This window comes from Streptomyces sp. PH9007, assembly GCF_059813725.1.
Map to the genome: position 1 here is coordinate 2,388,657 of NZ_CM187440.1, position 21,625 is coordinate 2,410,281.

Below are 21,625 nucleotides of genomic sequence, written 5' to 3' on the forward strand. Positions count from 1 at the left end.
CCGGCGGGACAGCGTACGACCGGATCAGCCCTGGTACGGACCGTAGTCGTAGTCCTCCAGCGGAACCGCCTGGCCGGAGCCCGTGCCGAAGGGGGAGTAGTCGATGTCGTCGTAGCCGACAGCCGAGTACATCGCCGCCTTCGCCTCCTCGGTCGGCTCCACCCGGATGTTGCGGTAACGGGCCAGACCCGTACCGGCCGGGATGAGCTTACCGATGATCACGTTCTCCTTGAGGCCGATCAGGGAGTCCGACTTGGCGTTGATCGCCGCGTCGGTGAGCACCCGGGTCGTCTCCTGGAAGGACGCCGCCGACAGCCACGACTCGGTGGCCAGCGACGCCTTGGTGATACCCATCAGCTGCGGACGGCCGGAGGCGGGGTGACCGCCCTCCGCCACCACGCGGCGGTTCTCGCCCTCGAACTTCGAGCGCTCGACCAGCTCACCGGGCAGCAGCTCCGCGTCGCCCGACTCGATGATCGTCACCCGGCGCAGCATCTGCCGGACGATGATCTCGATGTGCTTGTCGTGGATGGCCACACCCTGCGAGTTGTAGACCTTCTGGACCTCGCCGACCAGGTAGATCTGGACGGCGCGCTGGCCCAGGATCCGCAGCACGTCGTGCGGGTTGGCGGCACCCACGGTCAGCGGCTGGCCGACGACGACGTGGTCGCCCTCGGTGACCAGCAGACGCGCACGCTTGGAGACCGGGTAGGAGGTCTCGTCGGTGCCGTCGTCCGGCGTGACGATGACCTTCTTGGTCTTCTCGGTCTCCTCGATGCGCACCCGGCCGGCCGACTCGGAGATCGGCGCGACACCCTTGGGCTGCCGGGCCTCGAAGAGCTCGACCACACGGGGCAGACCCTGGGTGATGTCCTCACCGGCCACACCACCGGTGTGGAAGGTCCGCATCGTCAGCTGGGTACCGGGCTCACCGATGGACTGGGCGGCGATGATGCCGACCGCCTCACCGATGTCCACCAGCTTGCCGGTGGCCAGCGAACGCCCGTAGCACATGGCGCAGGTGCCGACCGCCGACTCACAGGTGAGCACGGAACGGGTCTTGACCGTCTGCACACCGTGCCGCACGAGCTCGTCGATGAGCACGTCGCCCAGGTCGGTACCGGCCGGGGCCAGCACCTTGCCGTCGACGACGATCTCCTCGGCGAGGCAGCGCGCGTACACGCTGGACTCGACGTTGTCCGCCTTGCGCAGCACACCGTCGGCACCCTTGGCCGCGATGTCCAGCTTGAGGCCGCGCTCGGTGCCGCAGTCCTCCTCGCGGATGATGACGTCCTGCGAGACGTCCACCAGACGACGGGTGAGGTACCCGGAGTCGGCGGTACGCAGGGCGGTGTCGGCCAGACCCTTACGGGCACCGTGGGTGGAGATGAAGTACTCCAGCACGGTCAGGCCCTCGCGGAAGGACGCCTTGATCGGACGCGGGATGGTCTCGTTCTTCGCGTTCGACACCAGACCACGCATACCCGCGATCTGACGCATCTGCATCATGTTTCCGCGGGCCCCGGAGTCCACCATCATGAAGATGGGGTTGGTCTTCGGGAAGTTGTCGTTCATGGTCTCGGCGACCTCGTTGGTCGCCTTGGTCCAGATCGCGATGAGCTCCTGCGTGCGCTCGTCCTTGGTGATCAGACCGCGCTCGTACTGCTTCTGGACCTTCTCGTCCTGCGCCTCGTAGTTCTCGAGGATCTGCTTCTTGGCCTCGGGAACGACGATGTCGGAGACCGCGACGGTGACACCGGACCGGGTGGCCCAGAAGTAACCAGCGGACTTGAGGTTGTCCAGGGTGGCGGCGACGACGACCTTGGGGTAGCGCTCGGCCAGGTCGTTGACGATCTGGGAGAGCTGCTTCTTGCCCACCGAGCCGTCAACGAACGGGTAGTCCTCGGGCAGCAGCTCGTTGAAGAGCGCACGACCCAGGGTCGTCCGCATCCGGAAGCTGTCACCCTGCTGCCACTCGCCCTCGCCCTCGCCCGGGGCCGGCGGGGTCCAGCCCCGGGGCGGCACCGAGCCGATCGGGAAGCGGATGTCGATCTTCGCCTGGAGCGAGAGCTCCCCGGAGTCGAACGCCATGATCGCTTCGGCGGTGGAGGAGAAGGACCGGCCCTCGCCGCGCACCTCGCGCTCTTCCTCATCGGTGGTGAGGAAGAACAGGCCCAGCACCATGTCCTGGGTGGGCATGGTCACCGGCCGGCCGTCGGCCGGCTTGAGGATGTTGTTCGAGGACAGCATCAGGATGCGGGCCTCGGCCTGCGCCTCGGCCGACAGCGGCAGATGGACGGCCATCTGGTCACCGTCGAAGTCCGCGTTGAACGCGGTGCACACCAGCGGGTGGATCTGGATGGCCTTGCCCTCGACCAGCTGCGGCTCGAAGGCCTGGATGCCCAGCCGGTGCAGGGTCGGGGCGCGGTTCAGCAGCACCGGGTGCTCGGCGATGACCTCTTCGAGGACGTCGTACACCACGGTGCGCTGGCGCTCGACCATGCGCTTCGCCGACTTGATGTTCTGCGCGTGGTTGAGGTCCACCAAGCGCTTCATCACGAACGGCTTGAAGAGCTCCAGCGCCATCGCCTTGGGCAGACCGCACTGGTGCAGCTTCAGCTGGGGGCCGACGACGATCACGGAACGGGCCGAGTAGTCGACGCGCTTGCCCAGCAGGTTCTGACGGAAGCGGCCCTGCTTGCCCTTGAGCATGTCGGACAGCGACTTGAGCGGGCGGTTGCCCGGGCCGGTGACCGGCCGGCCGCGGCGGCCGTTGTCGAACAGCGCGTCGACGGCCTCCTGCAGCATCCGCTTCTCGTTGTTCACGATGATCTCGGGGGCACCGAGGTCGAGAAGGCGCTTGAGGCGGTTGTTGCGGTTGATGACACGGCGGTACAGGTCGTTCAGGTCGGAGGTCGCGAAGCGGCCACCGTCCAGCTGCACCATCGGACGCAGGTCCGGCGGGATCACCGGGACGCAGTCCAGGACCATGCCCTTGGGGCTGTTGGAGGTCTGCAGGAACGCGGAGACGACCTTGAGCCGCTTGAGGGCGCGGGTCTTCTTCTGGCCCTTGCCGGTGCGGATGATCTCCCGCAGCCGGGCGGCCTCCTCGTTGAGGTCGAAGGTCTCCAGGCGCTTCTGCAGCGCCGCGGCGCCCATCGAGCCGTCGAAGTAGGTGCCGAAGCGGTCGCGCAGCTCACGGTAGAGGAGCTCGTCGCCCTCCAGGTCCTGGACCTTGAGGTTCTTGAAGCGGTTCCACACCTCGTCCAGGCGGTCGATCTCCCGCTGGGCGCGGTCGCGCAGCTGCTTCATCTCGCGCTCGGCGCCTTCGCGCACCTTGCGGCGGACGTCCGCCTTGGCGCCCTCGGCCTCCAGCTCCGCGAGGTCCGTCTCCTGCTTCTTGGCGCGGGCCTCCAGGTCGGCGTCACGCCGCTGCTCGATCTGCTGGCGCTCGACGGAGACGTGGGCCTCCAGCGAGGACAGATCGCGGGTGCGGCGCTCCTCGTCCACGTACGTGATCATGTACGCGGCGAAGTAGATGACCTTCTCCAGGTCCTTCGGCGCCAGGTCCAGCAGGTAGCCGAGCCGCGAGGGCACGCCCTTGAAGTACCAGATGTGGGTGACGGGAGCGGCCAGCTCGATGTGGCCCATCCGCTCACGGCGCACCTTGGCGCGGGTCACCTCGACGCCGCAGCGCTCACAGATGATGCCCTTGAAGCGGACGCGCTTGTACTTGCCGCAGTAGCACTCCCAGTCCCGGGTGGGGCCGAAGATCTTCTCGCAGAAGAGTCCGTCCTTTTCGGGCTTGAGCGTGCGGTAGTTGATGGTCTCCGGCTTCTTGACCTCGCCGTGTGACCACTGACGGATGTCGTCAGCGGTGGCCAGGCCGATCCGCAGTTCGTCGAAGAAGTTGACGTCGAGCACTCTCGTCAATCCCTCTCAGTGTCGTGAGTCAATGGTCTGTCGGGGTCCGGGTGGGGGGACCGGAAGGGGCACACGTGGTGCGGCCCTTCCGGTCGGGCCCGTCAGACCTCTTCGACGCTGCTCGGCTCGCGCCGGGACAGGTCGATGCCAAGCTCCTCCGCCGCGCGGAAGACGTCCTCATCGGTGTCACGCATCTCGATGGACATACCGTCCGAGGACAGCACCTCCACATTGAGGCAGAGCGACTGCATTTCCTTGATGAGCACCTTGAAGGACTCGGGAATGCCGGGCTCGGGGATGTTCTCGCCCTTGACGATGGCCTCGTAGACCTTCACGCGGCCGGTCACGTCGTCGGACTTGATCGTCAGCAGCTCCTGCAGGGCGTAGGCGGCGCCGTACGCCTCCAGGGCCCACACCTCCATCTCACCGAAGCGCTGGCCACCGAACTGGGCCTTACCGCCGAGCGGCTGCTGGGTGATCATGGAGTACGGACCGGTCGAGCGCGCGTGCAGCTTGTCGTCGACCAGGTGGTGGAGCTTGAGGATGTACATGTAGCCGACCGAGATCGGGTCCGGGAACGGCTCGCCGGAGCGGCCGTCGAACATCCGGGCCTTGCCGGTGGGCAGCACCAGGCGGTCACCGTCGCGGTTGGGGATGGTGGACTCGAAGAGCCCGGCCATCTCGTCCTCGCGGGCACCGTCGAACACCGGGGTGGCGACGTTGGTGCCGGGGGCGACCTCGTCGGCGCCGATGGCGGCGAGGCGCTGCTTCCACTCCTCCTCGGTGCCCTCCACCTTCCAGCCCTGCGAGGCGAGCCACCCGAGGTGGATCTCCAGCACCTGGCCGGGGTTCATCCGGGAGGGGACACCCAGCGGGTTGAGGATGATGTCGACCGGGGTGCCGTCCTCCAGGAAGGGCATGTCCTCCACGGGGAGGATCTTGGAGATGACACCCTTGTTGCCGTGCCGGCCGGCCAGCTTGTCGCCGTCGGTGATCTTGCGCTTCTGCGCGACGTACACCCGCACCAGCTGGTTGACGCCCGGGGGCAGCTCGTCGCCCTCGTCGCGGTCGAAGACGCGCACCCCGATGACCTTGCCGGTCTCGCCGTGCGGCACCTTCAGCGAGGTGTCACGCACCTCGCGGGCCTTCTCACCGAAGATGGCGCGCAGCAGGCGCTCCTCGGGGGTCAGCTCGGTCTCACCCTTCGGGGTGACCTTGCCGACGAGGATGTCGCCGGCCTCGACCTCGGCACCGATACGGATGATGCCGCGGTCGTCCAGGTCGGCCAGGACCTCTTCGGAGACGTTCGGGATGTCCCGGGTGATCTCCTCGGGGCCCAGCTTGGTGTCGCGGGCGTCGACCTCGTGCTCCTCGATGTGGATCGAGGAGAGGACGTCGTCCTGCACCAGACGCTGGGAGAGGATGATCGCGTCCTCGTAGTTGTAGCCCTCCCACGGCATGAACGCGACCAGCAGGTTCTTGCCGAGCGCCATCTCACCGCGCTCGGTGGACGGGCCGTCGGCGATGACCTGCCCGGCGATCACGCGGTCGTTCTCCTCGACCAGGACCTTCTGGTTGAAGGAGGTGCCCTGGTTGGAGCGGGAGAACTTGGCCAGCCGGTGGGTGACGTGGGTGCCGTCGTCGTTGGCGATCGAGACGTAGTCGGCGGAGACGTCGGAGACGACACCGTTCTGCTCGGCCTTGATGACGTCACCGGCGTCGGTGGCGCAGCGGTATTCCATGCCGGTGCCGACCAGCGGCGCCTCGGCGTTGATCAGCGGCACCGCCTGGCGCATCATGTTCGAGCCCATGAGCGCGCGGTTGGCGTCGTCGTGCTCGAGGAACGGGATCATGGCGGTCGCGACCGACACCATCTGGCGCGGCGAGACGTCCATGTAGTCGACCTCGGTGCCGGGGATGTAGTCGATCTCCCCGCCACGACGGCGCACCAGGACGCGGGCCTCGGCGAAGGTCAGCTCGTCGGTCAGCTTGGCGTTGGCCTGCGCGATGACGAAGCGGTCCTCCTCGTCGGCGGTCAGGTAGTCGACGTCGTCGGTGACGACACCGTCGACGACCTTGCGGTACGGGGTCTCCACGAAACCGAAGGCGTTGATCCGGCCGAAGGCGGCCAGCGAGCCGATCAGACCGATGTTGGGGCCTTCGGGCGTCTCGATCGGACACATGCGGCCGTAGTGCGAGGGGTGCACGTCACGGACTTCCAGACCGGCCCGCTCACGGCTCAGACCGCCGGGGCCCAGCGCGTTGAGACGGCGCTTGTGGGTGAGCCCGGACAGGGGGTTGGTCTGGTCCATGAACTGCGACAGTTGGCTGGTGCCGAAGAACTCCTTGATGGAGGCGACGACCGGCCGGATGTTGATCAGCGTCTGCGGCGTGATGGCCTCGACGTCCTGCGTGGTCATGCGCTCGCGGACCACGCGCTCCATCCGGGCCAGACCGGTACGGATCTGGTTCTGGATGAGCTCGCCGACGTTGCGCAGACGACGGTTGCCGAAGTGGTCGATGTCGTCGGTCTCGACGATGATCGTGCGGCCGGACTCCGTGGAGGTCTCGGTCTCACCGGCGTGCAGCCGGACCAGGTACTTGATCGTGGCGACGATGTCCTCGACCGTGAGGACGCCGGCGTCCAGCGGCTCGTCGCCGCCCAGTTTCTTGTTGATCTTGTACCGGCCGACCTTGGCCAGGTCGTACCGCTTCGGGTTGAAGTAGAGGTTCTCCAGCAGGGTCTGCGCGGCCTCGCGGGTCGGCGGCTCTCCCGGACGGAGCTTGCGGTAGATGTCCAGCAGCGCGTCGTCCTGGCCCTGGGTGTGGTCCTTCTCCAGGGTGGCCCGCATCGACTCGTAGTCGCCGAACTCCTCCAGGATCTGGTCCGAGGTCCAGCCCAGCGCCTTCAGCAGCACGGTCACGGACTGCTTGCGCTTGCGGTCGATGCGGACACCGACCATGTCGCGCTTGTCGATCTCCATCTCCAGCCAGGCACCCCGGGACGGGATGATCTTGGCGGAGAAGAGGTCCTTGTCGGAGGTCTTGTCGATGCTGCTGTCGAAGTACGCACCGGGCGACCGGACGAGCTGGGTGACCACGACACGCTCGGTGCCGTTGATGCAGAAGGTGCCCTTGTCGGTCATGAGCGGGAAGTCGCCCATGAAGACCGTCTGGGACTTGATCTCACCGGTCTCGTTGTTGGTGAACTCGGCGGTGACGAAGAGCGGCGCGGCGTACGTGAAGTCGCGCTCCTTGCACTCGTCGATGGAGTTCTTCGGCGGCTCGAACCGGTGATCACGGAAGGTCAGGGACATCGACCCGGAGAAGTCCTCGATCGGGGAGATCTCCTCGAAGATCTCCTCCAGACCGGACTTCCTGGGGACGTCCTGCCCACTCTCCAACGCGGCCTCGACGCGACCCTTCCAGGCGTCATTGCCGAGCAGCCAGTCAAAGCTCTCGGTTTGCAGCGCCAGGAGGTTCGGAACCTCAAGGGGTTCCTTGATCTTCGCAAAAGAGACACGCAGTGGTGCGGTGCTGGTGCCATTATTCGTACTAGTGGTCGAGGCATTGCGCGAGGCGGCCAAGAGGGGGTCCTTCCGAGGGCTCGGACTCTCTGCGCGCATACCCGCCCCCCTGGTGACGGGCAGGAGGCAGCTAGGCAGCGCAAAGGGTCAGTGTAGTCACAAGACCCACTGATGTCCAATGCCTGCGCCACCTCAACAAGGAGCCACCCTCGCTGTGCCCTCGCGTCCGCCTCCGGCTGCCTCGGTCGCCGGGTGCGGACCCGTCTGCCGCAACCTTTCCCGCTTCGCCAGCGATCCATGCCTCGAATCAGGGACCGATGTGCGACGCGACCTGAGAATCGCGTGCCGGAAGCAGTTCGTCAAGGCCCCCGAGGGGCCTGCCGACAGCCGAAGATCACCATACCTGCCGATCGCCGCAGGTGGCCAAGCCGTCACCACAACGCCAGAGGGCGACCACCCGACTGGGTGATCGCCCTCGGTTGAGTCGCATGGACTCAGGGTGACGTCATGAGGTCAGAAGACCGGAACGTCAGGAGGTCACTTGACCTCGACGGAGGCGCCGGCGCCCTCGAGGGCCTCCTTGGCCTTCGCCGCGGCGTCCTTGGCGACCTTCTCGACGACGGCCTTCGGCGCGTTGTCGACGAGGTCCTTGGCCTCCTTCAGGCCCAGCGAGGTCAGCTCACGCACGACCTTGATGACCTGGATCTTCTTGTCGCCGGCACCGGTGAGGATGACGTCGAACTCGTCCTGCTCCTCGGCGGCCTCGGCGCCACCACCGGCACCACCGGGGGCGGCGACGGCAACGGCGGCCGGGGCGGCGGCCTTGACGTCGAACTTCTCCTCGAACGCCTTCACCAGCGCGGAGAGCTCGATCAGGGTCAGGTTCTCGAACTGCTCGAGCAGCTCGTCCTGGGTCAGCTTGGTCGCCATGGTGGGCGGTCCTTCCACTTAGTCGGCAGGTGCCGGAATGATGTTTCTCGGCGGGCGTTCACGGGCCCGCTGTGACCGAACGCCGCAGTTACTCGGCGGACTCGGCCTCGGCGGGAGCCGGCGTACCGGCACCGCCCTGCTCCGCCTTCTCGCGCAGCGCGTCCACGGTGCGGACGAACTCCGTGAGCGGGGCCTGGAAAGTCGCCGCGGCCTTGGCCATGGACGCCTTCATGTTCCCGGCCAGCTTGGCGAGCAGCACCTCGCGGGACTCGAGGTCCGCGAGCGTGTTGATCTCTTCGGCGCTCAGCGCGTTGCCGTCGAGCACACCGCCCTTGATCACCAGGGCGGGGTTGTTCTTGGCGAAGTCACGCAGACCCTTCGCCGCCTCCACCGGGTCACCGGTGACGAAGGCGACGGCGGTCGAGCCCGTGAGGTACTCGTCCAGCTCGGAGATCCCGACCTCGTTGGCCGCGATCTTGGTCAGCGTGTTCTTCGTCACGTGGTACTGAGTGTTCTCACCGAGAGAACGGCGCAGGTCCTTGAGCTGCGCCACGGTGAGACCGGTGTACGCGGTGACAACCGCCGCGTTGGAGTTCTCAAACTTCTGCTTGATCTCCGCGACGGCTTCGACCTTGTCGGGGCTCGCCATGAACCTCGGCCCTCCTTCCGGGATGTCGGACCGCTCGGAAGGGGCTGTACACAACAAACGCCCCGGCGCAGGCGCACGGGGCAGACATGAATCGCTTCGGTCTTCCACAGTCACCTGCGCAGGTCGCCCGCGATCAGCGGATCCTTCGGCCACCACACCCGAAGGGCACGGCGACAACCAGCGGTCTTTGGCTTCTGTGGAAGATTACGCGAACGTGCTCGGCTCAGGCAAATCGCCTTCCGGCGGGGGCCGTCAGATGCCGGCGCCCATCATCTGCATCATCTCCAGGAAGTCGACGACCTCGTCGGCCGGCGGCGCCTCGGCGTTCACCTCGGTCCCGAAGTTGCTGTAGGTGGTCTCCTGCGCGAACGGGCCCATCTCGGTGTCGTAGGACTGGCTGACCTTCACCGGGAAGTCGTCCTCGTTGACCCAGACGTCCAGCTCGTAGAACTCGGTGCCCTGCTCGGCCAGCAGGTCGAGCAGCGCGGCGCGCTCCTCCTCGCCCAGCCCCTCGAAGGTGCCCTGGAGCTCGAAGACGTCCTCCATCGCCAACGTGCCGGCGTAGTGGTTGACGGTGGCGCCGTCCAGCTCCTCCTCGGCGACCCACTCGACGTCCTCGGACTCCAGCAGCATCGCCACCTGGTCGGCGGGGCTCTGCGCACCCTGGTCCATGGTGGAGGACAGCACACTGCCCAGGGCGTCCTCGCCCGCCTCCTCCATGAGAGCGGCCAGGTCCATCGCCATCCAGGACCGGCCGTCCGTCTCCGTGGCGAACTCCTCGCCCAGGTTCATGTACATCACGCCGTCGACCCACACGACCTCGATCTCGCCGGGGCCGCCCGCCGCGGCCCCGAACGTGTCGTTGGCCATCACCGCGGTCATCTCCAGGCCGTCCGCCCAGGAGAGCGAGCCGCTCATGCTCGTCTCGGTGCCCGCCTGCTGCGTCACCGAGACCACATCGGCCGAGGTGATCTCCTCGGTGGACTGCGCGGCGGCCGTCAGCGCCTCGAACGCGCTGCGCGCGGAGGTGTCGGAGCCGCTCCTGTCGTCGCCGGAGCCCTCGTTGCCCCGGGCGTCGGAAGTGCCACTGTCGCTGCCACCACACGCCGCCGTGCCGGCCAGCAGCACCGCCGTGGCCATCCCCAGCAGAGCCTTGCGAACGGGACGCATCTTCTCCCCCACAATCATGGAGCGTTGGAACTCTGTGCCATTCCGACACTAACCGGTGGGACTGTCACACAAGAGGCCCGTCCCGGCTCTGTGACAGAGCTGGGACGGGCCTCTCGACCGCTGACGCGATCAGCCTTCCGCCGGAATCAGACGGCGGGCTCCTCGTCCAGGAGGTTGCGGCTGCGGTTGGGGTCGACGGGAACGCCGGGGCCCATGGTGGTGGTGAAGGTCGCCTTCTTGATGTAGCGGCCCTTGGCGGCGGCCGGCTTCAGCCGGGTGACCTCTTCGAGGGCCGCCGCGTAGTTCTCCACCAGCTTGGTGTCGTCGAAGGACGCCTTGCCGATGATGAAGTGGAGGTTCGCGTGCTTGTCCACGCGGAACTCGATCTTGCCGCCCTTGATCTCGGTGACGGCCTTGGCGACATCCGGGGTGACGGTGCCGGTCTTGGGGTTCGGCATCAGACCACGCGGACCGAGCACCCGGCCCAGCCGGCCGACCTTGCCCATCAGGTCCGGGGTCGCCACCACGGCGTCGAAGTCCAGGCGGCCCTTGGAGACCTCGTCGATCAGTTCGTCCGAGCCGACGATGTCGGCTCCGGCGGCCTCCGCGGCCGCGGCACGGTCACCGGTCGCGAAGACCAGGACCCGGGCGGTCTTGCCGGTGCCGTGCGGAAGGTTCACGGTGCCACGGACCATCTGGTCGGCCTTGCGGGGGTCGACACCCAGCCGCATGGCGACCTCGACGGTCGCGTCGAACTTCTGCGAAGAGGTCTCCTTGGCGAGACGGACGGCCTCCAGGGGCGCGTACAGGCGCTCCCGGTCGATCTTGGCGTCCGCGCCGCGGAAGTTCTTGCTGCGCTTCACTGCTGCTCCTCGAAATGCTTCTGCTGTGGAGTCGTGGTCCGGACCAGCGCCTGGCCCTGCCACGGTGGTACGGGGGCTCAGCCCTCGACGGTCACGCCCATGGAACGGGCGGTACCCGCGATGATCTTGGACGCGGCGTCCAGGTCATTGGCGTTGAGGTCGGGCATCTTGGTGGTGGCGATCTCCCGCACCTGAGCCGCCGTGATCTTGGCGACCTTGGTCTTGTGGGGCTCGCCGGAGCCCTTCTCCACACCAGCGGCCTTGAGGATCATCTTCGCGGCCGGCGGAGTCTTGGTGATGAAGGTGAAGGAACGGTCCTCGTAGACCGTGATCTCCACCGGGATCACCCAGCCACGCTGCGACTCGGTCGCCGCGTTGTAGGCCTTGCAGAACTCCATGATGTTCACGCCGTGCTGGCCCAGCGCGGGGCCGACCGGCGGGGCCGGGTTGGCGGCGCCGGCCTGGATCTGGAGCTTGATCAGCCCCGTGACCTTCTTCTTCTTGGGAGGCATGCTCTCTCCGGGTCATTGATTGAGAGGTTGTGGCCCCCGCCGGCGGACGGTCGCTGCCGATCGGTCCTGGCCGATCGAACCGGACATCATCCGTACGGAGGCATACCGCACCACGATATCGGGTACGGCGATGCCGCCAAAATCCGCCGGCGGGGGAACGGGGCGGGGCGCGGGGTGCGACCCCGGCCCCGTACCGCCCCGGGGGCTACTTGCCGCGACCGGCGGCGGCGTCCGCGTCCGCCCGCTCGCGGTCCTCCGCCGGCGCCGGAACAGCGGCGGCGTCCGGGTCCTGTGCGGCGGCCAGGCCCTGCGCCTCCTGCTTCATGAGCTCGTCGACGTCCACCGAGTTCGGGTTGTCGAGCACGTACTTCAGCCGCTCACGGTCCAGGTCACCGGTCCAGCGGGCGATCGCCAGGGTGCCGATGCCGTTGCCCGTGAGGTTGGTCAGGGCGCGGCCCTCGCTCATGAAGCGGTCGATGCCGACGATCAGCGCGATGCCCGCGACCGGGATCACCGAGTCGAACGCGGCCAGCGACGCGGCCAGCGTGACCAGGCCGGCGCCGGAGACGCCCGCGGCACCGTTGGAGGAGATCAGCATGAAGACGAGCAGACCGATCTGGGTCCAGATGGACACGTCCACGCCGAAGGCCTGCGCGATGAACAGCGCGCCCATGGACATGTAGATCGCAGTGCCGTCCAGGTTGAAGGAGTAGCCGGTCGGGATGGTCATGCCCACCACGTGCTTGGGCGTACCGGCCGCCTCCAGCTTGGTCATCATGCGCGGCAGCACCGTCTCGGAGGAGGAGGTGCCCAGCACGATGAGCAGCTCGTCCTTGATGTAGCGGACGTACTTGATGAGGCTGAAGCCGGTCATCTTGCACACCACGCCGAGCACCAGCGTGATGAACAGCAGACAGGTCACCCAGAACGAGATCATGAACGAGGCGAGCGAGCCGAGGATCGAGCTGCCGTGCTGGCCGATGGTGAAGGCCATACCGCCCATCGCGCCCAGCGGGGCGACCCACATGACCAGCTTGATGACGCCGAACATCGTCTTGGCGAAGGTGTCCAGACCGCGCACCATGCCCTCGGCGCGGGAGCCGAGCATGGTCAGCGCGATGGCGAACAGGATGGCCAGCAGCAGCACCTGGAGCAGCTGGCCGTCGACGAAGGCGCTGGCGAACGAGGTCGGGACCAGGCTCAGGAGGAATCCGGAGAAGCCCGATTCGGTCGCACCCGCGGACTCGATGGTCGCGTCGGCCGCCGAGGTGTCGAAGGACTCGATGTCGTAGCCCAGACCGGAGCCCGGCTGCCAGATGTTGATCACCACGAGGCCGATGGCCAGGGCGAACACCGTGGTGATGTTGAAGTAGAGCACCGTCTTGAGGGCCAGACCGCCGGCCTTGGCCAGGTTGCCCATGCCGGCGATTCCCACCACCACCGTGGCGAAGATGGTCGGGGCGATCACGACCTTGACCAGCTTGATGAAGAGGTCGGCCATCCACTTCATGTCGGCGCCCACCCCGGGCGCCGCGAGACCTATGCCGATGCCGATACTGATGCCTATCAGCACCCAGAAGTACAGATGCTGATAGATCCGCTTCTTCGGCTTCACCAGCTTCGGCGCCGGGGGCGAGGCGGCGGGGGAATTCGTCATGGGTCGTCCATCCCTGTGACTGTTAATGTGGATCGCATCACAGTGCGGGCGGGCAGGCGTCACAGCAACGCATCGGGAAAGAATTTGGGGTTGATCTGACATTGGGGTCGGATCGTTCGCCGCTCGGGATCTCCCGGCGCGTACTGCTCACCGCACCGCTGGGGCTGGCGGCCGCCGCGTGCGGCTCCCCACCCGATCTCGGCATCGGTGACCTCAAGCTGGCGACCGGCCCCGAGGGCGCCACCTACCGGGAGTCCGGCGCGGCACTGGCCGCGCTGTGGAACGCGGCGCTGGACCGCGAGGCCGTGGAGGTCGTCTTCACCGAGGCGTCCGTCGACAATCTGCGGCTGCTGCGCGGCGGCGAGGTGGACCTCGCCTACGGCAACGTGGACGTGCTGCGCCCGTACGACGGCGAGACCGTGGCGCTGCTGCGGATCTTCGACTCGGTGGTGCACCTGGTCACGCTGCGGGACAGCGGCATCCGTGCACTGGCCGACCTGGCGGGGCGGCCGGTGGCCCTGGGGCTGCCGGGGTCGGGCACCCGCTTCACGGGGCAGCGGCTGATCGAGGCCGCCGGGGTGCCGGTCGAGGTCCGCGACCTGGGGCAGACCGCCGCCGCGCGGGCCCTGGTGGACGGCGAGGTGGACGCCGTGTTCTCGCTCACCGCGATGCCCACCCCCGCCATCTCCTGGCTGCTGGCGAACGCGCCGCCGGTGCACTTCGTCGATCTCGCGGCGGAGGCGGAGACCATGCGGTACGCGCACCCCGGTGAGTACCTGCCGGTGACGATCTCCGGCGCGGTCTATCCGGATGTGGCCACCACGGCCACGCTGGCGGTGCCGACGCTGATAGCGGTGCGTTCCGGCTTCCCCACCGAGGCCGCGCGGTTCTTCACCCGGACCGCCGTCGAGGGGGCGGCGGCGCTGGCCAGGACCCGGCCCGAGGCGTACCAGATCAACCCCCGTACGGCCGCCGCCACCGTGCCCATCACCCTGCACCCGGGCGCGGCCGCCTGGTTCCGGGCGGCCAAGCTGTAGCGGCTCCGCCGGAGCGGACAGCCGGTGGCAGGTGGCCGGATCAGGGGCCCGGCCGGCGTACTGCGGGCAGGCGGACGGCGACCCGCAGGCCGCGCGGAGTGTTGGGCTCCAGCCGTACCTCGCCCCCGACGTCCTCCACCACGTCGTGGATGATCGCCAGGCCAAGGCCGGTGCCGCGGATGTTCTGGTGCCGCGCCGCCCGCCAGAACCGGCCGCGGGCCGCCTCGCGCTCCTCCGCCGACAGGCCGGTGCCGTCGTCGGCGACGATCACGGTGCCGAAGCCGCCGTCGGCGTCCGCGAAGGCGTGCACCGTGACCGTGCTGCCGTCCGAGAGCCAGGCCGCGTTGTCCACGAGTTCGTCCAGCACCGCGACCAGACCGCCGGGCGGCTGCCGCAGCACCAGCTCGGGGTCCGGGTCCGCCACGCGCAGCGTGCGCCCGTGCTCGCCGGTGACCGCCTCCCAGTGCGGCCGGGCGGTGGCGAAGACCCGCGCCAGCGTCCACGCCTCGCTGTCCCGTACGCGTTCCCGGCTGGCCGCCGCCGTCGCCGCGAGCATCGCCTCGAACATCTCGCCCATCTGCACGGCGCCGTCCACGGCGTCCTCCACCGCCTCCCGGGCCGGGGGCTGGCGGACCCAGGGCCGCAGATTCTCCACCGAGAGCCGCAGCCCGGCCAGCGGGTTGCGCAGCTGATGGGCCACGTCGCCGACGAACATCCGCTGCCGCTCCAGGGAGCGCTGCACCGTGTCCACCATGGCGTTGAACGAGGAGGCGAGCCCGCGCAGCTCGGGCGGCCCGTGTTCCACCGGGGCGCGCGCCCCCAGCTCACCGCCGCGCACGTCCATCGCGATGCGCTCCAGGTCGCGCACCGGGCGCAGAATCCAGCGGGTGAGCGGCCACAGGCCGCCCATCAGCGCCAGCACGGGGACCAGCAGCAGCGCGGCGCCGATCCCCCAGCGGCGCATGCTGGCCGCGCGCAGCCCGTCGGTGGGCGCCTCGATGACGACGACGGCGGTCACCTGGGAGTCGCGGCCCACCGGCTCCACCACCCGCAGCGGCCCGCGCTGCCAGGGCCATACCGTGGCCGCCTCGGTCGCCCGCGCCCCGGCGAACGCCCGCTGGATGTCCTCGGCGACCGCCGCGCCGTCCGGGGGCGGCGGACCCGGGTCGTGGACCAGGCCCCCGTCCAGGCCGAGCACCCACACCGGCGAGTCGTACAGCTCGTGGTAAGCGTCCAGTTCCGCGTGCAGCCGCGTCCGCTCGCCGGAGGCGATGGCCGCCTCGGCGAGATTGGCGAACCGTACGGCGTCCCCACTGCGGTCGATGAACACCTGCTGGGTGGTGCGCTCGCTCACCACCGCGGCGTACGAGATGCCGATGCCCACCACCAGCAGGGCCAGCACGGGGAGCAGCGCGACGATGATGCGCCGGCGCACGGGTGGCTATCCGTCCACCGGCGCACCGGCCGGTTCGAGCCGGTAGCCCACGCCGCGCACCGTGGTGATGCGCGCCGTGCCGCCGAGCTTGGAGCGCAGCGAGGCGATGTGGGTGTCCAGGGTGCGGCTGCTGCCCTCCCAGGCGGACTGCCAGACCTGGTCGAGGATGTGTTCGCGCTCCACCACAGTGCCGGTGTTCCGGGCCAGCAGCACCAGGATCTCGAACTCCTTGCGGGTCAGCCGCAGTGGTGCGCCGTCGCGGGAGACCTCGTGGCGGTCCCGGTCGATGAGCAGATCGCCGTGGCCGATGGTGCCGCGCGCCGTGAGGCCGGTCTGGAGCACCCGCAGCCGCCGGGTGACGGCCTCGATGCGGGCCAGCAGTTCGGCCACTCCGAAGGGCTTGACCAGATAGTCGTCGGCGCCGGCCCGCAGGCCGCGTACCCGGTCGGTCTGCTCGCCACGGGCGGTGACGGCGATGACCCCGGTGGCGGCACGGTCGCGCAGCATCCGGATCACCTCGACGCCGTCCCCGTCGTCGAGACCGAGGTCCACGAGGGCGATGGCGAAGTCGGCCGTACCGATCGCCCCGGCCGCCTCCCGCACACTGCGGGCGCGCTCCACGTCGTATCCCTCGGCGCGGAGCGTCCGGCTCAGGGCGCGCGCGACCCGGTCATCGTTCTCGACTATGAGCGCGCGCATGCGCCCCAGACTAGCGGCGCCCCGGTACCGCGGTGGAGTGCGGTACCGGGGCGAAAGCCGCGGAGGTCGTTCTTCCGGACCCGCTGCGGGTCCGGGTGACGCGCCGTGCGCTAGTTCTTCTGGATCTGGTCGAAGCTCAGCTCGACCGGGGACTGGCTCCTCTTCACGCGGCCCTCGCACCACTCGGCGCCGGGGCGCCTCCCGGGCTTCGGGCCGCTGTGCCGGACTCCGTCCGGCCTCAGTTCTTCTGGATCTGGTCGAAGCTCAGCTCGACCGGGGTCTCCCGGCCGAAGATCTCCACCAGGCCCTTGACCTTCTTGGAGTCGGCGTTGATCTCGTTGATCGTGGCCTGGAGCGTCGCGAACGGGCCGTCGGTGACGGTGACCGAGTCGCCGACCTCGAAGTCCAGCACCTGGACCTCGACGCGGCGGCCCGCCGCAGGGGCGCCGCCCTCGGCCGCGGCCTGCTCGGCGGCCTTCTGCTCGGCCTCCGGCGCCAGCATCTTCACGATCTCGTCCAGCGTCAGCGGGTACGGGTCGTAGGCGTTGCCCACGAAGCCGGTGACACCGGGGGTGTTCCGTACGACGCCCCAGGACTCGTTCGTCAGGTCCATCCGGACCAGCACGTAGCTGGGGAGCTTGTTCTGCTTGATGGTGCGGCGGTCGCCGTTCTTGATCTGGACGACCTCTTCCTGCGGCACCTCGACCGCGAAGATGTAGTCCTCGACGTTCAGCGACACCGCGCGCTGCTCAAGATTGGTCTTGACCCGGTTCTCGTAGCCCGCGTACGTGTGCACCACGTACCACTCGCCGGGCAGCACCCGAAGCTCCTCGCGCAGCTGCGCGACCGGGTCCACCGGCTCGGGAGCCTCGGCCTCGGCCTCGGCGTCCGCTTCGGCCTCCGCCTCGCCCTCGGCGTCCGCCTCCCGCGCGACCTCGTCCGCGTCCTCCTCGTGGACGGCGGCGGACTCGGCGGGCTCGCCCGCCGCGGCGTCGGCAGCCTCGGTCTGGTCGACGGTGTCCGCTGCCTCGACGATGTCGCGCGCGGTGTCGTCGCCCTCGGCGGCGTCGTCGGTCAGATTCGGGTCAGACTTCGGGTCAGACACGGTGGCTGCTTCTTCCTGCTTCACATTGACGTGGAACATCCGGGCGGGATCGCCGCGGCACGGGTGGGTACCTACGACCGTACGTCCGTGCCCGCCTCGCCCCGTCCGGAGCGGGGTCAGCCGAAGACGTACTCGACGACCCGGCTGAATCCCCAGTCAAGCACGGTGAGGATGCCGATGACGACGAGAACGAAAACGATCACCGCGGAGGTGTACGTCGTCAGCTGGCGCCGAGAGGGCCAGACGACCTTGCGCAGCTCGGCGATGACCTGCCGGTAGAAGAGCGCGAGCTTGCCCAGCGGGCCCCGCTTGGCGCGCCGCCCGCGTCCTCGGCCGGCGCCGTCCCCCCGGGGCTCCGGCGTTTCGACGGAGTCCGTGATCCCAGCCACTCGCCCTCACCTGATCCCGGTCATGGTCGTAAGCCGCCCGGTCCCCCGGACGGCTTGCATTGCGGTACGTACCTACTACCACTACTAACGCTGTACTGCCTGCTGCGTAGCAGGGCCGGAGGGACTTGAACCCCCAACCGCTGGTTTTGGAGACCAGTGCTCTACCAATTGAGCTACGACCCTTTGCTCGCGGCACCGGGAAAACTTACCTCACCCGGCCCCACTGCGTGGAGAGTGTACGTGCTCAATCGCCGCCAGTCGAACGGACAACAGCCGCAACCCGGGTGCCACGGTCCACTCCGGTCTGCAACGATGCCCTCATGAGCGCAGCGACACCCACCGCACAGTCCGCAGAAGCAGCCCCCGGGCGCCGGGTCTCCGCCCGCGTCGGGGCGATCTCCGAGTCCGCGACCCTGGCCGTCGATGCCAAGGCGAAGGCCCTCAAGGCCGCCGGCCGGCCGGTGATCGGCTTCGGTGCCGGCGAACCCGACTTCCCCACCCCCGGGTACATCGTGGACGCGGCCGTGGCCGCGTGCCGGGAGCCGAGGTTCCACCGCTACACGCCGGCCGGCGGGCTGCCGGAGCTGAAGGAGGCCATCGCCGCCAAGACGCTGCGCGACTCCGGCTACGAGGTGAAGCCCTCCCAGGTGCTGGTGACCAACGGCGGCAAGCAGGCGATCTACGAGGCGTTCGCCGCGCTGCTGGACCCGGGCGACGAGGTCATCGTCCCGGCGCCGTACTGGACCACCTACCCCGAGTCGATCCGGCTGGCCGGGGGCGTCCCGGTGGAGGTCGTCGCGGACGAGACCACCGGCTACCGGGTGAGTGTGGAGCAGCTGGAGGCGGCCCGCACCGAGCGCACCAAGGTGCTGCTCTTCGTCTCCCCCTCCAACCCGACCGGCGCGGTCTACCCGCGTGAGCAGGTCGAGGCGATCGGCCGCTGGGCGGTGGAGCACGGTCTGTGGGTGCTCACCGACGAGATTTACGAACATCTGGTCTACGGGGACGCCGAGTTCTCCTCGCTGCCGGTGGTCGTCCCGGAGCTGGCCGACCGCACCGTGATCGTCAACGGGGTGGCCAAGACGTACGCGATGACCGGCTGGCGCGTGGGCTGGCTGATCGGCCCGCAGGACGTGGTGAAGGCCGCCACCAACCTCCAGTCGCACGCCACCTCCAACGTGAGCAATGTCGCGCAGGCGGCGGCGCTGGCCGCGGTCTCCGGAGATCTGGACGCGGTGGCCGCGATGGGCGAGGCGTTCGACCGGCGGCGTCGCACGATCGTGCGGATGCTGAACGAGATCGACGGGATCGTCTGCCCCGAGCCCGAGGGCGCGTTCTACGTCTACCCCTCGGTGAAGGGCCTGCTGGGCAAGGAGCTGCGCGGCCGGCGGCCCGCCACCTCGGTGGAGCTGGCCGAGCTGATCCTGGAGGAGGCCGAGGTCGCCGTGGTCCCGGGTGAGGCGTTCGGCACCCCCGGTTATCTGCGGCTGTCGTACGCCCTGGGCGACGACGACCTGGTGGAGGGCGTCTCCCGCCTCCAGAAGCTGCTGGCGGAAGCGAGCTGACTCACGTTCGGGTGACGCGGCTACCGGCCGGACGGCGCAATGCGGCAAGATTCGTGGATGGATCGTGTACGTGACGTCCGGCTGCTGCCCAAGGCCCACCTGCATCTGCACTTCACCGGCTCGATGCGGCCCGGCACCCTGCTGGAGCTGGCGGACAAGTACGGCGTGCATCTGCCGGAGGCGCTGCGCGGCGGCGAGCCTCCCCGCCTGCGGGCCACCGACGAGCGCGGCTGGTTCCGGTTCCAGCGGCTGTACGACATGGCCCGCTCCTGTCTGCGGGAGCCGGAGGACATCCAGCGGCTGGTGCGCGAGGCGGCCGAGGAGGATCTGCGGGACGGCGCGCGCTGGCTGGAGATCCAGGTCGATCCCACCTCGTACGCGCCCCGGCTCGGCGGGCTGATCCCGGCGCTGGAGATCATCCTGGACGCGGTGCGGGTCACCTCCCGGGAGACCGGCGTCGGGATGCGGGTGCTGGTGGCCGCGAACCGGATGAAGCACCCCCTGGACGCCCGCACCCTGGCCCGGCTCGCGGTCCGCTACCGGGACCAGGGGGTGGTCGGCTTCGGGCTGTCGAACGACGAGCGGCGCGGCTTCGCCCGGGACTTCGACCGCGCCTTCGCGATCGCCCGGGAGGGCGGCCTGCTGGCGGCCCCGCACGGCGGCGAGCTGTCGGGCCCCTCCAGCGTCCGGGACTGCCTGGACGATCTGCGGGCGGCACGGGTGGGGCACGGGGTGCGGGCCGCCGAGGACCCCTGGTTGCTGGAGCGGCTCGCCCGGGACCGGGTGACCTGCGAGGTGTGTCCGGCCTCCAATGTGGCGCTCGGCGTGTACGAGCGGCTGCCGGACGTACCGCTGCGCACCCTGTGGGACGCGGGCGTGCCGATGGCGCTGGGGGCCGACGACCCGCTGCTGTTCGGCTCGCGGCTGGCGGCCCAGTACGAGATCGCGCGGGAGCACCACGGCTTCACCGACCGCGAGCTGGCGGAGCTGGCCCGGCAGTCGGTGCGCGGCTCGGCGGCTCCGTCCGACATCCAGGAGAAGATCATGGTGGAGATCGAGGAGTGGCTGGCGCTGTGACGCCCGGCCGGACCGGCTGATCGCGGCCGGGCCACGGCCCGCTACCGGCCGTCGGCCCCCGGCTGCTGACGGCCCGCCGCGCCGGCCGCCCGCACGTCCGCGATCAGCCGGTCCATGCCCTGGTCGAACCGCTGGCGGTACTTCTCCACCCGCTTCGCGCCGGCCGACCGGGGGCCGAAGGTGTGGGCGAAGTCGATGAGGCCGACCTTCACCGACGGCACCGGGCGGCCCGCCGGGGGCGCCTCGTCCACCGCGATGAGCACGCTCGCCCCGACGAAGGCCAGGCCGGAGGCCCGGGCCGCCTCCCTGACCCGGATCAGCTGCGGCAGCATCGCCTCGGGGACACCGGGTTCGCGGCAGAAGTCGCGTACGATCCGCGGTGTCCGCCGTCCGATGGCCAGCCGGCCTCCCGTGAGGCCCGAGCTGCCGACCGCCCGGTAGCCGCGGCTCGCGGAGCCGGTCAGCCGGTCGGCCGCCTTCATCCTCAGCTTCTTCACCAGGGCGGCTGCCCTCGACATGGAGCGCAGCAGCTCGTGCCAGCTCGCCGTGGACGCGCCCACCTTGAGGTCGAGGATCGTGGGCCGGTTCATGCCGAACGTCAGATTGTCGACGTAGACGTGGGTCGAGTCGTCCCCGGCGCCCCGGTGACCGTCCATCGCCGTGACCTGCCGGGCGGTGTGGGAGTACGGCGCCACCCCGTCCAGGGCGGGGTGTTCACCCGCGCGCAGTTCCGCGTAGAACTCCCGCTCCACGTGGTTGGTGGGTTTCTCCTTGATCCGTCCGCCGGCCCGGTTGCTGATCCCGCCGTGTCCGCCGACCGCTCCGTCCTCGACCCGCTCGACGGCCGGGCCGATGGTCGGGCAGCCCGCGCCCGGCGGCGGGACGGCGGCGTTCCCCGCCGGGTGCGGGTGGGGCCGCACCGCCACGGGAGGAAAGCCGATGGATGCCGAGGCGGGCATGTTCGCGGTCCTGGCCGGGTCGGCCGGGCGTACGGACACCCGCCCGGTACGACGCTGCTCCGCGTTCTCGCGGTGGTCTCCGTGTGTGCGCACAGCCCCTGTTCCCTCCCAGGGCGTCCCCACGCCC

At 69.3% G+C, this 21,625-nt stretch carries 16 protein-coding genes and 1 tRNA gene; 3 read left to right on the top strand and 14 right to left on the bottom strand.

Features of this window, described 5'->3' with window-relative positions:
• Nucleotides 1-24: 24 nt before the first annotated feature.
• The 8 genes from ACTFAP_RS10850 to dctA form a co-directional block, all read right to left on the bottom strand.
• On the bottom strand, nt 25-3,924 hold the full coding sequence (locus ACTFAP_RS10850) for a DNA-directed RNA polymerase subunit beta' (protein WP_390126045.1): 3,900 nt from the start codon (nt 3,922-3,924) through the stop codon (nt 25-27).
• A 101-nt stretch (nt 3,925-4,025) separates the two neighbouring features.
• The gene (gene rpoB, locus ACTFAP_RS10855) at nt 4,026-7,511 is read right to left on the bottom strand and encodes a DNA-directed RNA polymerase subunit beta (RefSeq protein ID WP_390125984.1); all 3,486 of its coding nucleotides are present in this window, start codon (nt 7,509-7,511) and stop codon (nt 4,026-4,028) included.
• A 477-nt stretch (nt 7,512-7,988) separates the two neighbouring features.
• Nucleotides 7,989-8,381, bottom strand: coding sequence for a 50S ribosomal protein L7/L12 (rplL, locus tag ACTFAP_RS10860; protein ID WP_390125987.1), 393 nt, complete (start codon nt 8,379-8,381; stop codon nt 7,989-7,991).
• Nucleotides 8,382-8,469: 88 nt separating this feature from the next.
• Nucleotides 8,470-9,030 (bottom strand): 50S ribosomal protein L10, encoded by a 561-nt coding sequence (gene rplJ / locus ACTFAP_RS10865; RefSeq protein ID WP_390125990.1) that lies wholly within the window; start codon nt 9,028-9,030, stop codon nt 8,470-8,472.
• A 252-nt stretch (nt 9,031-9,282) separates the two neighbouring features.
• Entirely contained in the window at nt 9,283-10,200 is a 918-nt protein-coding gene (locus ACTFAP_RS10870; protein WP_500468916.1) for an SCO4651 family lipoprotein, read from the bottom strand.
• 146 nt (nt 10,201-10,346) lie between these two features.
• Nucleotides 10,347-11,063, bottom strand: coding sequence for a 50S ribosomal protein L1 (gene rplA / locus ACTFAP_RS10875; RefSeq protein WP_386538736.1), 717 nt, complete (start codon nt 11,061-11,063; stop codon nt 10,347-10,349).
• A 77-nt stretch (nt 11,064-11,140) separates the two neighbouring features.
• Nucleotides 11,141-11,575: a 50S ribosomal protein L11 gene (gene rplK, locus ACTFAP_RS10880; protein WP_030736361.1), complete on the bottom strand. Its 435-nt coding sequence runs from the start codon at nt 11,573-11,575 to the stop codon at nt 11,141-11,143.
• Between the two features lie 205 nt (nt 11,576-11,780).
• Nucleotides 11,781-13,232 carry a C4-dicarboxylate transporter DctA gene (gene dctA / locus ACTFAP_RS10885; RefSeq protein ID WP_495684388.1) on the bottom strand — a complete coding sequence of 484 codons (1,452 nt, stop codon included), beginning with the start codon at nt 13,230-13,232 and terminating at the stop codon, nt 11,781-11,783.
• A 101-nt stretch (nt 13,233-13,333) separates the two neighbouring features.
• Here dctA and ACTFAP_RS10890 point away from each other — a divergent pair, with 101 nt between their 5' ends.
• Nucleotides 13,334-14,269, top strand: coding sequence for a TAXI family TRAP transporter solute-binding subunit (locus ACTFAP_RS10890; RefSeq protein WP_500468917.1), 936 nt, complete (start codon nt 13,334-13,336; stop codon nt 14,267-14,269).
• A gap of 40 nt (nt 14,270-14,309) precedes the next feature.
• On the opposite strand, the gene ACTFAP_RS10895 is transcribed toward ACTFAP_RS10890, so the two are convergent.
• The 5 genes from ACTFAP_RS10895 to ACTFAP_RS10915 all read right to left on the bottom strand — a co-directional run bounded on the left by ACTFAP_RS10895 (nt 14,310) and on the right by ACTFAP_RS10915 (nt 18,080).
• Complete coding sequence (locus ACTFAP_RS10895) at nt 14,310-15,704, bottom strand: HAMP domain-containing sensor histidine kinase (protein WP_500468918.1); 1,395 nt, start codon at nt 15,702-15,704, stop codon at nt 14,310-14,312.
• Between the two features lie 6 nt (nt 15,705-15,710).
• Nucleotides 15,711-16,403 carry a winged helix-turn-helix domain-containing protein gene (locus ACTFAP_RS10900; protein WP_495684391.1) on the bottom strand — a complete coding sequence of 231 codons (693 nt, stop codon included), beginning with the start codon at nt 16,401-16,403 and terminating at the stop codon, nt 15,711-15,713.
• Nucleotides 16,404-16,641: 238 nt separating this feature from the next.
• Nucleotides 16,642-17,547 carry a transcription termination/antitermination protein NusG gene (nusG, locus tag ACTFAP_RS10905; RefSeq protein ID WP_390126008.1) on the bottom strand — a complete coding sequence of 302 codons (906 nt, stop codon included), beginning with the start codon at nt 17,545-17,547 and terminating at the stop codon, nt 16,642-16,644.
• 77 nt (nt 17,548-17,624) lie between these two features.
• A complete protein-coding gene (gene secE, locus ACTFAP_RS10910) occupies nt 17,625-17,888 on the bottom strand; it encodes a preprotein translocase subunit SecE (protein WP_030736380.1) in 264 nt (87 codons plus the stop codon).
• A 119-nt stretch (nt 17,889-18,007) separates the two neighbouring features.
• Nucleotides 18,008-18,080: transfer RNA gene (locus tag ACTFAP_RS10915), tRNA-Trp, on the bottom strand.
• Nucleotides 18,081-18,217: 137 nt separating this feature from the next.
• Here ACTFAP_RS10915 and ACTFAP_RS10920 point away from each other — a divergent pair.
• Together ACTFAP_RS10920 and ACTFAP_RS10925 are read left to right on the top strand one after the other, a co-directional pair.
• Nucleotides 18,218-19,462, top strand: coding sequence for a pyridoxal phosphate-dependent aminotransferase (locus tag ACTFAP_RS10920; protein WP_451751600.1), 1,245 nt, complete (start codon nt 18,218-18,220; stop codon nt 19,460-19,462).
• 57 nt (nt 19,463-19,519) lie between these two features.
• Nucleotides 19,520-20,539 carry an adenosine deaminase gene (locus tag ACTFAP_RS10925; RefSeq protein ID WP_390126014.1) on the top strand — a complete coding sequence of 340 codons (1,020 nt, stop codon included), beginning with the start codon at nt 19,520-19,522 and terminating at the stop codon, nt 20,537-20,539.
• A 41-nt stretch (nt 20,540-20,580) separates the two neighbouring features.
• Here ACTFAP_RS10925 and ACTFAP_RS10930 read toward each other — a convergent pair whose 3' ends face one another.
• Nucleotides 20,581-21,591 carry an inositol polyphosphate kinase family protein gene (locus ACTFAP_RS10930; RefSeq protein ID WP_500468919.1) on the bottom strand — a complete coding sequence of 337 codons (1,011 nt, stop codon included), beginning with the start codon at nt 21,589-21,591 and terminating at the stop codon, nt 20,581-20,583.
• Between the last annotated feature and the right edge of the window lie 34 nt (nt 21,592-21,625).

Excerpts from the sequence above, each read along its gene's own strand:
- rplL (WP_390125987.1), bottom strand. The coding sequence starts at position 8,381 with ATGGCGACCAAGCTGACCCAGGACGAGCTGCTCGAGCAGTTCGAGAAC.
- rplJ (WP_390125990.1), bottom strand. The coding sequence starts at position 9,030 with ATGGCGAGCCCCGACAAGGTCGAAGCCGTCGCGGAGATCAAGCAGAAG.
- ACTFAP_RS10870 (WP_500468916.1), bottom strand. The coding sequence starts at position 10,200 with ATGCGTCCCGTTCGCAAGGCTCTGCTGGGGATGGCCACGGCGGTGCTG.
- rplK (WP_030736361.1), bottom strand. The coding sequence starts at position 11,575 with ATGCCTCCCAAGAAGAAGAAGGTCACGGGGCTGATCAAGCTCCAGATC.
- dctA (WP_495684388.1), bottom strand. The coding sequence starts at position 13,232 with ATGACGAATTCCCCCGCCGCCTCGCCCCCGGCGCCGAAGCTGGTGAAG.
- ACTFAP_RS10900 (WP_495684391.1), bottom strand. The coding sequence starts at position 16,403 with ATGCGCGCGCTCATAGTCGAGAACGATGACCGGGTCGCGCGCGCCCTG.
- nusG (WP_390126008.1), bottom strand. The coding sequence starts at position 17,547 with ATGTTCCACGTCAATGTGAAGCAGGAAGAAGCAGCCACCGTGTCTGAC.
- ACTFAP_RS10920 (WP_451751600.1), top strand. The coding sequence starts at position 18,218 with ATGAGCGCAGCGACACCCACCGCACAGTCCGCAGAAGCAGCCCCCGGG.
- ACTFAP_RS10925 (WP_390126014.1), top strand. The coding sequence starts at position 19,520 with ATGGATCGTGTACGTGACGTCCGGCTGCTGCCCAAGGCCCACCTGCAT.